The sequence below is a fragment of the Caballeronia concitans genome (genome assembly GCF_001544615.1).
Taxonomy (GTDB): Bacteria; Pseudomonadota; Gammaproteobacteria; order Burkholderiales; family Burkholderiaceae; genus Caballeronia; species Caballeronia concitans.
In genome coordinates this window covers 16911-29482 of the sequence record NZ_FCNV02000015.1, presented here as the reverse complement: position 1 = coordinate 29482, position 12572 = coordinate 16911, and the positions used below count along the sequence as shown (strand labels likewise).

The following is a 12572-nucleotide window of genomic DNA, read 5'->3' as shown; positions in this document are numbered from 1 at the left end:
CCCTTAGAACTTGAGCCCGGCTTCGCGCGCCGCATCAGCCAGCGCCTTCACGCGGCCGTGGTAGCGGAAACCCGAGCGGTCAAAGGCGACGGATTCGATGCCGGCAGCCTTGGCCTTCTCGGCAATACGCTTGCCGATCAGGGTTGCAGCGTTGATGTTGCCGCCCTTGCCCGACTTGTCGGCCAGCTCAGCGCGCACTTCGGCTTCCAGCGTCGAGGCACTTGCCAGCACCTTCGTGCCGCATGCCGAGAACACTTGAGCGTAAATGTGCGTATTCGTGCGATGCACGGCGAGACGCGCGACCTGCAGCTCAGCGATCTTGATACGCGTCTGACGAGCGCGGCGCAGGCGAGATTGAGTCTTATCCATGATTGCGCACCCTTACTTCTTCTTCGTTTCTTTGAGGATCACGACCTCGTCGGAATAGCGCACGCCCTTGCCCTTGTAAGGCTCCGGCGGACGATAGCCGCGCACTTCCGCCGCGACTTGTCCGACTTTCTGCTTGTCGATCCCCTTGATCACGATTTCGGTCTGCGACGGGGTTTCAGCCTTGATGCCTTCCGGCATCTGGTGCACCACGGGGTGCGAGAAACCCAGCGACAGGTTCAGCTTGTCGCCTTGCGCTTGCGCACGATAACCAACGCCAACCAGCGTCAGCTTGCGCTCGAAACCCTTGGTGACGCCGTGCACCATGTTCGCCACCAGGGCGCGCATCGTGCCGGACATCGCGTTTGCTTCACGGCTTTCGTTGGCCGGCGCGAAGTTCAACGTGCCGTTGTCGTTCGCCACGCTCACCAGCGGGTTGGCCGCTTGCGAGATCGTGCCGAGCGGACCCTTCACGGTGATGACGTCGCCCTTGACCGCCACTTCCGCGCCTTGCGGCAGCGCGATCGGGCTTTTACCTACTCGAGACATGTTTCCTCTCCCTTCGGCGTTAAGCGACGTAGCAGATGACTTCGCCGCCGACGCCGTTCTGGCGCGCCTTGCGGTCGGTCATCACACCCTTCGGCGTCGACACGATTGCAACGCCCAGGCCGTTCATGACCTGCGGGATGTCGTTGCGACCGCGGTACACGCGCAGACCGGGCTTCGAGACGCGCTCGAGGCGCTCGATAACCGGACGGCCAGCGTAGTACTTCAACGCGATATTCAATTCCGACTTCGCGCCTTCAGCCTTCACCGCGAAATCGTCGATATAACCTTCGTCCTTCAAAACCTGCGCAATCGCAACCTTGACTTTCGACGAGGGCATAGTCACCGAAACCTTCTCGACCATCTGCGCATTGCGGATGCGAGTCAGCATATCGGCGATAGGATCACTCATGCTCATTTATGTTTCTCCTATTACCAGCTCGCCTTGGTGAGGCCAGGGATTTCGCCGCGGAACGCGATTTCACGAATCTTGTTACGCGCGAGTCCGAACTTGCGGAACGTGCCACGCGGACGACCCGTGATCGCGCAGCGGTTACGCTTGCGAGTGGGGTTCGAGTTACGCGGCAGTTGTTGCAGCGCGAGGCGGGCGAGGTAACGCTCTTCGTCCGACTTGCTTGCGTCGTCGATCACAGCCTTCAGCTCAGCACGCTTCGGAGCGTACTTGGCTGCCAGGCGCGCGCGCTTCTTTTCACGTTCGATCAGTGCCAGTTTAGCCACGGTAACCTCAGTTTCTGAACGGGAACTTGAAGCCGGCGAGCAGCGCCTTTGCTTCGTCGTCAGTCTTCGCGGTGGTCGTGATGCTGATGTTCAGCCCACGCAGCGCGTCGATCTTGTCGTAGTCGATTTCGGGGAAAATGATCTGCTCTTTCACACCGATGTTGTAGTTGCCACGACCGTCGAACGCCTTGCCCGACACGCCACGGAAGTCGCGCACACGGGGGAGCGCAACCGTCACGAAACGGTCCAGGAATTCGTACATGGCATTGCCACGCAGGGTAACCATCGTGCCAATCGGGTAGCCTTCGCGGATCTTGAAACCAGCGATTGCCTTACGCGACTTGGTGATAACCGGCTTCTGGCCGGCGATCTTCGTGAGGTCGCCAACGGCGTGCTCAAGGACCTTCTTGTCAGCGACGGCTTCGCCAAGACCCATGTTCAGGGTGATCTTGGTGAGGCGCGGCACTTCCATGACCGACTTGTAACCGAACTTTTCAACCAGTTGCGGCACAACCTTTTCTTTATAAATCTCTTGCAGACGAGCCATTTTTTAACTCCGCGTCAGGCGTTCAACGTGGCGCCGGTCGACTTCAAGAAGCGAACCTTCTTGCCGTCTTCGACCTTGATGCCAACGCGTGATGCCTTGCCGTTCGCGTCGACCAGTGCGACGTTCGAAATATGCAGCGGCATCGTTTTGGCTTCCACGCCGCCCGTCGTACCCTTCATCGGGTTCGGCTTCACGTGCTTCTTGACGAGGTTGATGCCCTCGACCGTCACACGGTCTTCCGCAACGACCAGCACGGTGCCGCGCTTGCCCTTGTCCTTGCCGGTGGTGACGATGACTTCGTCACCCTTGCGAATCTTGTTCATCGCGACTCCTTACAGCACTTCCGGCGCGAGCGAAACGATCTTCATGAATCGTTCGCTACGCAGTTCACGCGTCACCGGCCCGAAAATGCGCGTGCCGATCGGCTCGAGCTTCGTATTCAAGAGAACGGCAGCATTGCCGTCGAACTTGATAAGCGAGCCATCCTGGCGACGCACGCCCTTGGCCGTGCGAACGACCACGGCGTTATAGATTTCGCCCTTCTTCACGCGTCCGCGCGGCGTCGCTTCCTTGACGGTCACCTTGATGATGTCGCCAATGCTAGCGTAACGACGCTTCGAGCCGCCGAGCACCTTGATGCACATGACTTCACGTGCACCCGTGTTGTCGGCCACTTCAAGCCGAGTTTCGGTCTGGATCATGGTTTATCTTTCCCAACTTAATCCGGTCGCACCACCATGGCACATCCGGTCAGTCTTGGTCCCGTCAGCCATTCGGCTGCTTGGGTTAGAACAGGCAGCGAGGGCAGACGAAACCCGCCATCGCAATCCGGTGAATCTGTCGGCACAGGCTGGCGCCCGAACCGGCTTCCCCCACCAATTTCGCCCGCGACGGGGCTCCCACAAAGAGGGAAGACCGAGATTATAACAAATAATCTCGGTCTTGCAAGCGAAATTACTGCGACACTACGACTTACTGCATCGCATTACTTCTACTTCAGATCACGCGAGCTGCTTCGAGCAGTTTCGACACAACCCAGGCCTTCGTCTTCGAAATCGGACGGGTTTCCTGGATTTCGACGAGATCGCCTTCGTTGTACGTGTTCGCGTCGTCGTGCGCGTGGTACTTCTTCGAGCGCACGACGTACTTGCCGTAGATCGGGTGCTTCACGCGGTGCTCGACCAGCACGGTAACCGTCTTGTCCATCTTGTTGCTGACGACCTTGCCGACCAGCGTCCGCTTGAGCGAGGTTTTTACGCTATCGTTCATTTCTGGTTCGCCTTTTCAGTCAGGACAGTCCGCACACGTGCGATGTCGCGACGAACCTTCTTCAGCTGGCTCGTGTTCGTGAGCTGCTGGGTCGCGAGTTGCATGCGCAGGCCGAATTGCGCCTTAAGCAGGTCCGACAGCTCTTTGTTGAGCGCGGCCTGGTCCTTCTGGTGAAGTTCAGATGCCTTCATCGTTTACTCCTTAGGCGCCGAGCTGGCGGACAACGAAGTTCGTCTTGAGCGGCAGCTTGGCTGCAGCCAGACGGAACGCTTCGCGCGCCAGTTCTTCGGAGACACCGTCCATTTCGTACAGCATCTTGCCCGGTTGAATTTCAGCGACGTAGTACTCCGGGTTACCCTTACCGTTACCCATACGCACTTCGGCCGGCTTTTGCGAAATCGGCTTGTCCGGGAAGATCCGGATCCAGATCCGGCCGCCACGCTTGATGTGACGCGTCATCGCGCGACGCGCCGCTTCGATCTGACGCGCGGTCAAACGGCCGCGACCGATAGCCTTCAGACCGTATTCACCGAACGACACCGCGTTGCCGCGCGTCGCCTTGCCGGTGTTACGACCCTTCTGCTCTTTGCGATACTTTCTGCGTTTCGGTTGCAGCATCGTTATTCTCCACTCTTCGCGTCACCGCCGGCGCCACCACGACGGGGGCCGCCGCGGCGTGCACCAGCCGGCGCACCTTCACCGTCACGGCGCGGACGGCGATCGCCACCCGGACGTGCGTTGCGACGCGGACGCTTCTCTTCCGCGACTTCTTCCACCACCGGCGCGTCGTTACGGCCGAGGGTGTCGCCCTTGTAGACCCACACCTTCACGCCGATGATGCCGTACGTGGTCTTCGCTTCCGACGTCGCGTAGTCGATATCGGCACGCAACGTATGGAGGGGCACGCGGCCTTCGCGATACCACTCGGTACGTGCAATTTCGATACCGTTCAGACGGCCCGCGCTCATGATCTTGATGCCTTGGGCGCCAAGACGCATCGCGTTTTGCATCGCACGCTTCATCGCGCGGCGGAACATGATCCGGCGCTCGAGCTGCTGCGTGATGGAATCGGCGATCAGTTGAGCGTCCGTTTCCGGCTTGCGGATTTCTTCGATGTTGACGTGAACCGGAACGCCCATGCGCTTTTGCAGCTCGGCCTTCAGCGATTCGATGTCTTCACCCTTCTTGCCGATCACGACACCCGGACGCGAGCTGAAAATCGTGATACGTGCGTTCTTTGCAGGACGCTCGATCACCACGCGGCCGACGGACGCGTTCTTCAGCTTCTTCTTCAGGTATTCACGAACACCGATGTCTTCCTGCAACATCGCCGCGAAATTGTTGTTGTTCGCGTACCAGCGCGAAGCCCAATTGCGGCTGACGGCCAAACGGAAGCCAGTCGGATGAATTTTCTGTCCCATCGTATGGCTCCTTAATTCCCGACCGTCACAGTGATGTGACAGGATTGCTTCTCGATGCGGTTACCACGACCCTTTGCGCGCGCGGTAAAACGCTTCAGCGAAGCAGCCTTGTCGACGTAGATGCTCGTGATCTTGAGCTCGTCGATATCAGCGCCTTCGTTGTGTTCCGCATTCGCGATCGCAGACAGCACGACCTTCTTGACGATACCCGCCGCCTTCTTCGGCGAGAACGTCAGAACGTTCAGCGCCTTGTCGACCGGCAAACCACGAATCTGGTCAGCCACAAGGCGCGTTTTCTGCGCCGAGATGCGGGCACCGCGATGAATTGCTTTCACTTCCATCTTGATAGCCCCTTATTTCTTGGCCTTCTTGTCGGCCGCGTGACCCTTGAACGTACGGGTCAGTGCGAACTCGCCAAGCTTATGGCCGACCATGTTTTCCGTGACGTACACCGGAACGTGTTGACGGCCGTTATGGACGGCGATCGTCAGACCGATGAAGTCCGGCAGAATCGTCGAACGACGCGACCAGGTCTTGATCGGCTTCTTGTCACGCGTCGATGCAGCCGCCTCAACCTTCTTCAGCAAATGAGCGTCGCAGAACGGACCTTTTTTAGCAGAACGTGTCATTGCCTACTCCTTAACGCTTGTGACGGCGCTGGACGATCATCGTCGTCGTGCGCTTGTTGCTACGGGTGCGGTAGCCCTTCGTCGGCGTGCCCCACGGGCTCACCGGATCGCGACCTGCAGCCGTGCGGCCTTCACCACCACCGTGCGGGTGATCGATCGGGTTCATTGCAACACCGCGCACCGTCGGACGAATACCGCGCCAGCGGTTTGCACCGGCCTTACCGATCTGACGGAGGCTGTGCTCTTCGTTACCCACTTCACCGATCGTCGCACGGCACTCGACGTGCACGCGGCGGATTTCGCCCGAACGCAGACGAACCTGCGCGTAGACGCCTTCGCGAGCCAGCAGCATGGCCGACGTACCAGCCGAACGCGCGATCTGCGCGCCCTTGCCCGGCAGCATTTCGATGCAGTGGATCGTCGTACCGACCGGAATGTTGCGGATCGGCAGGGCGTTGCCCGCGCGAATCGGCGCTTCGGAACCGGACATCAGCTGCGCGCCGACCGTCACGCCCTTCGGCGCGATGATGTAGCGACGCTCGCCGTCTGCGTACAGAACCAGCGCGATGTTCGCGCTACGGTTCGGGTCGTACTCGAGACGCTCGACCTTCGCCGGGATGCCGTCCTTGTTGCGACGGAAATCGACGATACGGTAGTGCTGCTTGTGACCACCGCCCTGGTGACGCGTGGTGATACGGCCGTTGTTGTTACGGCCCGCCGACTTGGATTGCGAGTCGAGCAGCGCTGCGAACGGCTTGCCCTTATGCAGATCCTTGTTGACGATCTTGACCATCGCGCGGCGACCCGGCGAGGTCGGCTTAACTTTCACGATTGCCATGATTACTTGGCCTCCGCTTCAAAGTTGATTTCCTGGCCGGGCTTCAGGCAGACGTATGCCTTCTTCACGTCCTTGCGCTTGCCGTTGAAGCGACCAAAGCGCTTGGCTTTGCCCTTCGTGACGAGCACGTTGACGGAATTGACTTCGACCTTGAACAGCAGCTCGACAGCAGCCTTGACTTCCTGCTTCGTGGCGTCCGGCGCGACTTCGAACACGACTTGTTCGTTCTTGTCGGCAACCAGCGTCGCCTTTTCGGAGATCACCGGCGCGAGCAGAACTTGCATCAAACGATGATCGTTTTTGCGAACTTCGCTCATGACAGCAACTCCTCGATCTGAGCGACCGCAGCCTTCGTGATCAGAATCTTCTTGAAGTAGATCAGCGAGAGCGGGTCGGCGTAACGCGGCTCGACAACCGCCACGTGGGCCAGGTTGCGCGACGCGAGGTACAGGTTTTCGTCGACCGTGTCGGTGATGACCAGCACGGAGTCGAGACCCATCGCCTTGAATTTATCGGCCAACAGCTTGGTCTTCGGCGCTTCGAGCGCGAGATCCTCGACCACCGAGATGCGGCCTTCGCGAGCCAACTGCGAGAAGATCGAGCAGAGGCCTGCGCGATGCATCTTCTTGTTGACCTTGTGCGAGAAGTTTTCTTCCGGCGAGTTCGGGAAAATGCGACCACCGCCACGCCACAACGGGCTCGACGACATACCGGCACGAGCGCGGCCCGTACCCTTCTGACGCCACGGCTTCTTGGTGGTGTGCTTGACCTGCTCGCGGTCCTTCTGAGCACGGTTGCCGCTGCGCGCGTTGGCTTGATAAGCCACCACGACCTGGTGAATCAGGGCTTCGTTGTAATCGCGACCGAACACGACGTCCGATGCGGTCACGCCAGCGCCTTCCTGACCATTGGCATTCAGGAGCTTAAGTTCCATTATTTCGCTCCTTTCACAGCACGCGTCTTGACGGCCGGGGTCACGAAGACCTTGCCGCCCTTCGCACCCGGAACAGCACCGCGGACGAGCAGCAGATTGCGCTCAGCGTCGATGCGGGCGATTTCCAGATTTTGAACCGTGACGGTCTCGTCACCGAGGTGACCCGTCATGCGCTTGCCGGGGAACACACGACCCGGATCCTGCGCCATACCGATCGAACCCGGAACGTTGTGCGAACGCGAGTTACCGTGCGTTGCGCGGCCCGAGGCGAAGTTGTAGCGCTTGATGGTACCGGCGTAGCCCTTACCGATCGACGTGCCTTGCACGTCAACCTTCTGGCCGACTTCGAAAATGTCCGTACCGACCACGGCGCCGTTCGACAGTTCACCTGCCTTGGCTGCGTCGATATGGAATTCCTTGAGGATTTCACCGGCTTGAACGCCGGCTTTGGCGAGGTGGCCCGCCAACGGCTTCGTCACGCGCGATGCGCGGCGAGTACCGAATGCAACCTGAACGGCGGTGTAACCATCCGTTTCAACGGTCTTGATCTGCGTCACGCGGTTGTCCGACACGTCCAGCACGGTGACGGGGATGGAATCCCCTTCAGGCGTGAAGATACGGGTCATGCCAACCTTGCGACCTACGAGTCCAAGGCTCATCGTTTTCTCCATTCCCGACTGCGATTGGTCGGGGCTGATTACAAAATGCCCGCCGTGCTCGCGGGTTCAACACCCAAAAGACGACAGACTTTTTTGCGCAAATGCGCGAAAAGCCTTGGAGTATAGCAAGGCTTTTCGAATTCTGCAAGCAATCAAAGACTTAGCTCCGTCCGACACGCCGGCGGAGCTTTGTAGGCTTACTGCAGCTTGATTTCGACGTCCACACCGGCCGGCAGATCGAGCTTCATCAGCGCGTCGACCGTCTTGTCCGTCGGATCGACGATGTCCATCAGGCGCTGGTGCGTACGGATTTCGAGCTGGTCGCGCGACGTCTTGTTGACGTGCGGCGAACGCAGGATGTCAAAACGCTGAATACGCGTCGGCAGCGGCACCGGGCCACGGACAATCGCGCCAGTCCGCTTCGCCGTATCGACGATCTCGGCTGCCGATTGATCGATCAGGCGATAGTCGAAAGCCTTCAGACGAATGCGGATTTTCTGGTTCTGCATGACGATTCCTTAGAAAAAGAGCGAGGCGGTATTGCGCCGCCGATTTGGCAAAAGAGCGAGGGACCGGGCATTCGCTGAGGGCGAACACCCGGCCCCGGTCACATCACTTCTGTACTGCTACTGCAAGAAAGACCGAGATTTTACTCGATAATCTTCGCAACGACACCTGCGCCGACGGTACGGCCGCCTTCACGGATAGCGAAACGCAGACCTTCTTCCATGGCGATCGGAGCGATCAGCTTGACGGTGATCGACACATTGTCGCCCGGCATGACCATTTCCTTGTCCTTCGGCAGCTCGATCGAGCCCGTCACGTCGGTCGTACGGAAGTAGAACTGCGGACGGTAGTTGTTGAAGAACGGCGTGTGACGGCCGCCTTCGTCCTTGCTCAGCACATACACTTCAGCCGTGAAGTGCGTGTGCGGCGTGATCGAACCCGGCTTGGCCAGAACCTGGCCGCGCTCCACGTCTTCACGCTTCGTGCCGCGCAGCAGGATACCGACGTTGTCGCCTGCCTGACCCTGGTCGAGCAGCTTGCGGAACATTTCCACGCCCGTACAGGTGGTCTTCACCGTCGGCTTGATACCGACGATTTCGATTTCCTCGCCGACCTTGACGATGCCGCGCTCGACGCGACCCGTCACCACCGTGCCGCGACCCGAGATCGAGAACACGTCTTCCACCGGCATCAGGAACGAACCGTCCACCGCGCGCTCCGGCGTCGGGATGTACGTGTCCAGCGCGTCGGCCAGGTTCATGATCGCCACTTCGCCCAGCTCGCCCGTGTCGCCTTCCAGCGCCAGCTTTGCCGAACCCTTGATGATCGGGGTGTCGTCGCCCGGGAAGTCGTACTTCGACAGAAGCTCACGCACTTCCATTTCGACCAGCTCGAGCAGCTCGGCGTCGTCGACCATGTCGCACTTGTTCAGGAACACGATGATGTACGGCACGCCGACCTGACGGGCCAACAGGATGTGCTCGCGCGTTTGCGGCATCGGGCCGTCAGCGGCCGAGCACACCAGGATTGCGCCGTCCATCTGCGCCGCGCCCGTGATCATGTTCTTCACGTAGTCAGCGTGGCCCGGGCAGTCGACGTGTGCGTAGTGGCGGTTAGCCGTTTCGTACTCGACGTGCGCGGTGTTGATCGTGATGCCGCGTGCCTTTTCTTCCGGCGCTGCATCGATCTGGTCGTATGCCTTCGCTTCGCCGCCGAACTTCTTGGTCAGCACCGTCGTGATTGCTGCCGTCAGCGTGGTCTTGCCGTGGTCAACGTGACCGATCGTGCCCACGTTCACGTGCGGCTTGGTCCGCTCGAATTTACCTTTTGCCATGATTACCTTCGTTCAAAGATTGTTTATCGGTTAAGACTTTTGGCCTGAGCCGAATGACTAGCGGGATTACTTACCCTTGGCGTTGATGATCGCTTCGGCGACGTTACGCGGAGCTTCAGCATAGTGCTTGAATTCCATCGTGTACGTCGCGCGGCCTTGCGTCAGCGAACGCAGGGACGTCGAATAACCGAACATTTCGGACAGCGGCACTTCGGCGCGCACGATCTTGCCGCCGCCAACCATGTCTTCCATGCCCTGGACGATACCGCGACGGCCCGAAAGATCGCCCATCACGTTGCCCATGTAGTCTTCCGGCGTTTCGACTTCCACGGCCATCATCGGTTCGAGGATGACCGGGCTTGCCTTGCGCATTGCTTCCTTGAAGGCCATCGAGCCGGCCATGCGGAACGCGTTTTCGTTCGAGTCGACGTCGTGGTACGAACCGAACGTCAGGTGAACCTTCACGTCCACAACCGGGAAGCCAGCCAGCACGCCCGACTTCAGCGTTTCCTGGATACCCTTGTCCACGGCCGGGATGTATTCGCGCGGAATCACGCCGCCCTTGATCTCGTCGAGGAACTCGTAACCCTTGCCCTGCTCGTTCGGCTCCAGCGTGATGACCGCGTGACCGTACTGGCCGCGACCACCCGACTGCTTGACGAACTTGCCGTCAACGTCTGCTGCCGTCGTGCGAATGGTTTCGCGGTATGCAACCTGCGGCTTGCCGACGGTCGCTTCCACGCCGAATTCGCGCTTCATGCGGTCGACCAGAATTTCGAGGTGGAGCTCGCCCATGCCCGAAATGATGGTCTGGCCCGATTCTTCGTCCGTCTGGACGCGGAACGACGGATCTTCCTGAGCGAGACGGTTCAGCGCCAGGCCCATCTTTTCCTGGTCAGCCTTCGTCTTCGGCTCGACGGCCTGCGAAATCACCGGTTCCGGGAAAATCATGCGTTCGAGCACGATCGGGTTCTGCGGATCGCACAGCGTGTCGCCCGTGGTCGCTTCCTTCAGGCCGACCGCAGCGGCGATGTCGCCCGCGCGCACTTCCTTGATTTCTTCGCGCTGGTTCGCGTGCATCTGCAGAATACGGCCGAGACGTTCCTTCTTGTCCTTGGTCGCGTTCAGCACGGTGTCGCCGGAATTCACGACGCCCGAGTACACGCGGAAGAAGATCAACTGACCGACGAACGGGTCCGTCATGATCTTGAACGCCAGCGCCGAGAACTTCTCGTCGTCGGCAGCGCGGCGCTCGGCCTTTTCGCCGCTTTCGAGTTCGCCCGTAACCGGCGGAATGTCGACCGGCGACGGCAGGAAGTCGATGACGGCGTCGAGCATGCGCTGCACGCCCTTGTTCTTGAACGCGGTGCCGCAGAGCATCGGCTGGATTTCGCACGCGATGGTCCGGTCGCGGATCGCCTTGACGATTTCCGCTTCGCTCAGCTCTTCGCCGCCGAGGTACTTTTCCATCAGTTCTTCGCTGGCTTCCGCCGCCGATTCGATCATCTTCTCGCGCCACTCGTTGCACGAGTCGACGAGTTCAGCCGGGATGTCGACGTAGTCGAACTTCGTGCCTTGCGACGCTTCGTCCCAAATGATCGCCTTCATCTTCAGCAGATCGACGACGCCCTTGAAGTTTTCTTCCGAGCCGATCGGCACGACGACGGGAACCGGGTTCGCCTTCAGACGCGTCTTCAGCTGGTCGTAGACCTTGAAGAAGTTCGCGCCGGTACGGTCCATCTTGTTGACGAACGCGAGACGGGGAACCTTGTACTTGTTAGCCTGACGCCACACGGTTTCCGACTGCGGCTGCACGCCGCCCACCGCGCAGTAGACCATGCACGCGCCGTCGAGGACGCGCATCGAGCGCTCCACTTCGATCGTGAAGTCGACGTGCCCCGGGGTGTCGATGATGTTGATGCGGTGCTCGGGATAGTTGCCGCCCATCCCCTTCCAGAAGGCCGTGGTAGCAGCCGACGTGATGGTGATGCCGCGCTCCTGCTCCTGCTCCATCCAGTCCATCGTTGCAGCGCCGTCGTGAACTTCACCGATCTTGTGGTTCACGCCCGTGTAGAACAGGATGCGCTCGGTCGTCGTCGTTTTGCCGGCGTCGATGTGAGCGCTAATACCGATGTTGCGGTAGCGCTCGATAGGTGTCTTGCGAGCCACTTTGGATCCTTTATTCGGTCGACGCGCCAGTTCATTGCTTATGAGCCGGCAGCGCCCTAACACAAACGGGCGAGGCGCCTGGAATAGCGCACCCGCCCTGATTTTTCCGTTGCCCTATCAGCGGGAGCTTAGAAACGGAAATGCGAGAATGCCTTGTTGGCCTCTGCCATGCGGTGAACTTCGTCGCGCTTCTTCATCGCGCCGCCGCGGCCTTCTGCCGCTTCGGAGAGCTCACCTGCCAGGCGCAGGGCCATCGACTTTTCGCTGCGCTTCTTCGCGGCTTCGCGCAACCAACGCATCGCCAATGCCATACGACGCGAGGGACGCACTTCGACCGGAACTTGATAGTTCGCACCACCAACGCGACGGCTCTTCACTTCGACCACCGGCTTCACGTTGTTGAGCGCGACCGTGAACACTTCCAGCGGGTCCTTGCCACCCTTGGTCTGGATCTGCTCAAAAGCGCCGTACACGATACGCTCGGCAACCGACTTCTTGCCGGAGAGCATCAGCACGTTCATGAACTTGGCTACATCTACGTTGCCGAATTTCGGATCCGGCAACACTTCCCGCTTGGGGACTTCGCGACGACGCGGCATGATTCTTCCTTTACTTT

The 12572-nt window shown here is 59.8% G+C and carries 21 protein-coding genes; all 21 read right to left on the bottom strand.

Annotated elements, in window-relative coordinates; genetic code table 11:
* Window positions 1-3: 3 nt before the first annotated feature.
* The 21 genes from rplR to rpsG all read right to left on the bottom strand — a co-directional run bounded on the left by rplR (window position 4) and on the right by rpsG (window position 12555).
* A complete protein-coding gene (gene rplR, locus AWB72_RS24925; protein ID WP_035967614.1) occupies window positions 4-369 on the bottom strand; it encodes a 50S ribosomal protein L18 in 366 nt (121 codons plus the stop codon).
* Window positions 370-381: 12 nt separating this feature from the next.
* Window positions 382-915: a 50S ribosomal protein L6 gene (gene rplF, locus AWB72_RS24920; protein WP_040050465.1), complete on the bottom strand. Its 534-nt coding sequence runs from the start codon at window positions 913-915 to the stop codon at window positions 382-384.
* Between the two features lie 19 nt (window positions 916-934).
* Window positions 935-1330 carry a 30S ribosomal protein S8 gene (rpsH, locus tag AWB72_RS24915; RefSeq protein ID WP_040050466.1) on the bottom strand — a complete coding sequence of 132 codons (396 nt, stop codon included), beginning with the start codon at window positions 1328-1330 and terminating at the stop codon, window positions 935-937.
* A gap of 14 nt (window positions 1331-1344) precedes the next feature.
* Window positions 1345-1650 (bottom strand): 30S ribosomal protein S14, encoded by a 306-nt coding sequence (rpsN, locus tag AWB72_RS24910; RefSeq protein WP_040050467.1) that lies wholly within the window; start codon window positions 1648-1650, stop codon window positions 1345-1347.
* A 7-nt stretch (window positions 1651-1657) separates the two neighbouring features.
* Window positions 1658-2197 carry a 50S ribosomal protein L5 gene (rplE, locus tag AWB72_RS24905; protein WP_040050468.1) on the bottom strand — a complete coding sequence of 180 codons (540 nt, stop codon included), beginning with the start codon at window positions 2195-2197 and terminating at the stop codon, window positions 1658-1660.
* Window positions 2198-2211: 14 nt separating this feature from the next.
* The gene (rplX, locus tag AWB72_RS24900) at window positions 2212-2520 is read right to left on the bottom strand and encodes a 50S ribosomal protein L24 (RefSeq protein ID WP_040050469.1); all 309 of its coding nucleotides are present in this window, start codon (window positions 2518-2520) and stop codon (window positions 2212-2214) included.
* Between the two features lie 9 nt (window positions 2521-2529).
* Window positions 2530-2898, bottom strand: a complete 369-nt coding sequence (rplN, locus tag AWB72_RS24895; protein ID WP_006998478.1) for a 50S ribosomal protein L14 — start codon at window positions 2896-2898, stop codon at window positions 2530-2532.
* 295 nt (window positions 2899-3193) lie between these two features.
* The gene (gene rpsQ / locus AWB72_RS24890) at window positions 3194-3466 is read right to left on the bottom strand and encodes a 30S ribosomal protein S17 (RefSeq protein ID WP_035933074.1); all 273 of its coding nucleotides are present in this window, start codon (window positions 3464-3466) and stop codon (window positions 3194-3196) included.
* On the bottom strand, window positions 3463-3657 hold the full coding sequence (gene rpmC, locus AWB72_RS24885) for a 50S ribosomal protein L29 (protein ID WP_007180130.1): 195 nt from the start codon (window positions 3655-3657) through the stop codon (window positions 3463-3465). Before rpmC ends, rpsQ begins: the two co-directional genes overlap by 4 nt.
* Before the next feature lie 10 nt (window positions 3658-3667).
* Window positions 3668-4084, bottom strand: a complete 417-nt coding sequence (rplP, locus tag AWB72_RS24880; protein ID WP_008343852.1) for a 50S ribosomal protein L16 — start codon at window positions 4082-4084, stop codon at window positions 3668-3670.
* 2 nt (window positions 4085-4086) lie between these two features.
* Complete coding sequence (rpsC, locus tag AWB72_RS24875) at window positions 4087-4887, bottom strand: 30S ribosomal protein S3 (RefSeq protein WP_040050470.1); 801 nt, start codon at window positions 4885-4887, stop codon at window positions 4087-4089.
* Between the two features lie 11 nt (window positions 4888-4898).
* Window positions 4899-5228, bottom strand: a complete 330-nt coding sequence (gene rplV, locus AWB72_RS24870) for a 50S ribosomal protein L22 (protein WP_007730533.1) — start codon at window positions 5226-5228, stop codon at window positions 4899-4901.
* Window positions 5229-5240: 12 nt separating this feature from the next.
* Entirely contained in the window at window positions 5241-5516 is a 276-nt protein-coding gene (gene rpsS, locus AWB72_RS24865; RefSeq protein ID WP_008343850.1) for a 30S ribosomal protein S19, read from the bottom strand.
* A gap of 10 nt (window positions 5517-5526) precedes the next feature.
* Window positions 5527-6354: a 50S ribosomal protein L2 gene (gene rplB / locus AWB72_RS24860; protein ID WP_040050471.1), complete on the bottom strand. Its 828-nt coding sequence runs from the start codon at window positions 6352-6354 to the stop codon at window positions 5527-5529.
* Window positions 6355-6356: 2 nt separating this feature from the next.
* Complete coding sequence (gene rplW, locus AWB72_RS24855) at window positions 6357-6671, bottom strand: 50S ribosomal protein L23 (RefSeq protein ID WP_035967599.1); 315 nt, start codon at window positions 6669-6671, stop codon at window positions 6357-6359.
* Window positions 6668-7288 carry a 50S ribosomal protein L4 gene (gene rplD / locus AWB72_RS24850; RefSeq protein WP_040050472.1) on the bottom strand — a complete coding sequence of 207 codons (621 nt, stop codon included), beginning with the start codon at window positions 7286-7288 and terminating at the stop codon, window positions 6668-6670. Before rplD ends, rplW begins: the two co-directional genes overlap by 4 nt.
* Complete coding sequence (gene rplC / locus AWB72_RS24845) at window positions 7288-7947, bottom strand: 50S ribosomal protein L3 (RefSeq protein ID WP_040050487.1); 660 nt, start codon at window positions 7945-7947, stop codon at window positions 7288-7290. Before rplC ends, rplD begins: the two co-directional genes overlap by 1 nt.
* Window positions 7948-8144: 197 nt before the next feature.
* The gene (gene rpsJ, locus AWB72_RS24840; RefSeq protein WP_006998489.1) at window positions 8145-8456 is read right to left on the bottom strand and encodes a 30S ribosomal protein S10; all 312 of its coding nucleotides are present in this window, start codon (window positions 8454-8456) and stop codon (window positions 8145-8147) included.
* 140 nt (window positions 8457-8596) lie between these two features.
* Entirely contained in the window at window positions 8597-9787 is a 1191-nt protein-coding gene (gene tuf / locus AWB72_RS24835) for an elongation factor Tu (RefSeq protein WP_040050473.1), read from the bottom strand.
* Between the two features lie 66 nt (window positions 9788-9853).
* Window positions 9854-11956: an elongation factor G gene (gene fusA / locus AWB72_RS24830; protein ID WP_040050474.1), complete on the bottom strand. Its 2103-nt coding sequence runs from the start codon at window positions 11954-11956 to the stop codon at window positions 9854-9856.
* Window positions 11957-12084: 128 nt separating this feature from the next.
* On the bottom strand, window positions 12085-12555 hold the full coding sequence (gene rpsG / locus AWB72_RS24825) for a 30S ribosomal protein S7 (RefSeq protein ID WP_006053291.1): 471 nt from the start codon (window positions 12553-12555) through the stop codon (window positions 12085-12087).
* Between the last annotated feature and the right edge of the window lie 17 nt (window positions 12556-12572).

What these genes read in the sequence shown, in the direction of transcription:
- rplR (WP_035967614.1), bottom strand. Translation starts at nt 369, where the DNA reads ATGGATAAGACTCAATCTCGCCTGCGCCGCGCTCGTCAGACGCGTATC.
- rplF (WP_040050465.1), bottom strand. Translation starts at nt 915, where the DNA reads ATGTCTCGAGTAGGTAAAAGCCCGATCGCGCTGCCGCAAGGCGCGGAA.
- rpsH (WP_040050466.1), bottom strand. Translation starts at nt 1,330, where the DNA reads ATGAGCATGAGTGATCCTATCGCCGATATGCTGACTCGCATCCGCAAT.
- rplE (WP_040050468.1), bottom strand. Translation starts at nt 2,197, where the DNA reads ATGGCTCGTCTGCAAGAGATTTATAAAGAAAAGGTTGTGCCGCAACTG.
- rplX (WP_040050469.1), bottom strand. Translation starts at nt 2,520, where the DNA reads ATGAACAAGATTCGCAAGGGTGACGAAGTCATCGTCACCACCGGCAAG.
- rplN (WP_006998478.1), bottom strand. Translation starts at nt 2,898, where the DNA reads ATGATCCAGACCGAAACTCGGCTTGAAGTGGCCGACAACACGGGTGCA.
- rpsQ (WP_035933074.1), bottom strand. Translation starts at nt 3,466, where the DNA reads ATGAACGATAGCGTAAAAACCTCGCTCAAGCGGACGCTGGTCGGCAAG.
- rpmC (WP_007180130.1), bottom strand. Translation starts at nt 3,657, where the DNA reads ATGAAGGCATCTGAACTTCACCAGAAGGACCAGGCCGCGCTCAACAAA.
- rplP (WP_008343852.1), bottom strand. Translation starts at nt 4,084, where the DNA reads ATGCTGCAACCGAAACGCAGAAAGTATCGCAAAGAGCAGAAGGGTCGT.
- rpsC (WP_040050470.1), bottom strand. Translation starts at nt 4,887, where the DNA reads ATGGGACAGAAAATTCATCCGACTGGCTTCCGTTTGGCCGTCAGCCGC.
- rplV (WP_007730533.1), bottom strand. Translation starts at nt 5,228, where the DNA reads ATGGAAGTGAAAGCAATTCATCGCGGTGCCCGCATCTCGGCGCAGAAA.
- rpsS (WP_008343850.1), bottom strand. Translation starts at nt 5,516, where the DNA reads ATGACACGTTCTGCTAAAAAAGGTCCGTTCTGCGACGCTCATTTGCTG.
- rplB (WP_040050471.1), bottom strand. Translation starts at nt 6,354, where the DNA reads ATGGCAATCGTGAAAGTTAAGCCGACCTCGCCGGGTCGCCGCGCGATG.
- rplW (WP_035967599.1), bottom strand. Translation starts at nt 6,671, where the DNA reads ATGAGCGAAGTTCGCAAAAACGATCATCGTTTGATGCAAGTTCTGCTC.
- rplD (WP_040050472.1), bottom strand. Translation starts at nt 7,288, where the DNA reads ATGGAACTTAAGCTCCTGAATGCCAATGGTCAGGAAGGCGCTGGCGTG.
- rplC (WP_040050487.1), bottom strand. Translation starts at nt 7,947, where the DNA reads ATGAGCCTTGGACTCGTAGGTCGCAAGGTTGGCATGACCCGTATCTTC.
- rpsJ (WP_006998489.1), bottom strand. Translation starts at nt 8,456, where the DNA reads ATGCAGAACCAGAAAATCCGCATTCGTCTGAAGGCTTTCGACTATCGC.
- tuf (WP_040050473.1), bottom strand. Translation starts at nt 9,787, where the DNA reads ATGGCAAAAGGTAAATTCGAGCGGACCAAGCCGCACGTGAACGTGGGC.
- rpsG (WP_006053291.1), bottom strand. Translation starts at nt 12,555, where the DNA reads ATGCCGCGTCGTCGCGAAGTCCCCAAGCGGGAAGTGTTGCCGGATCCG.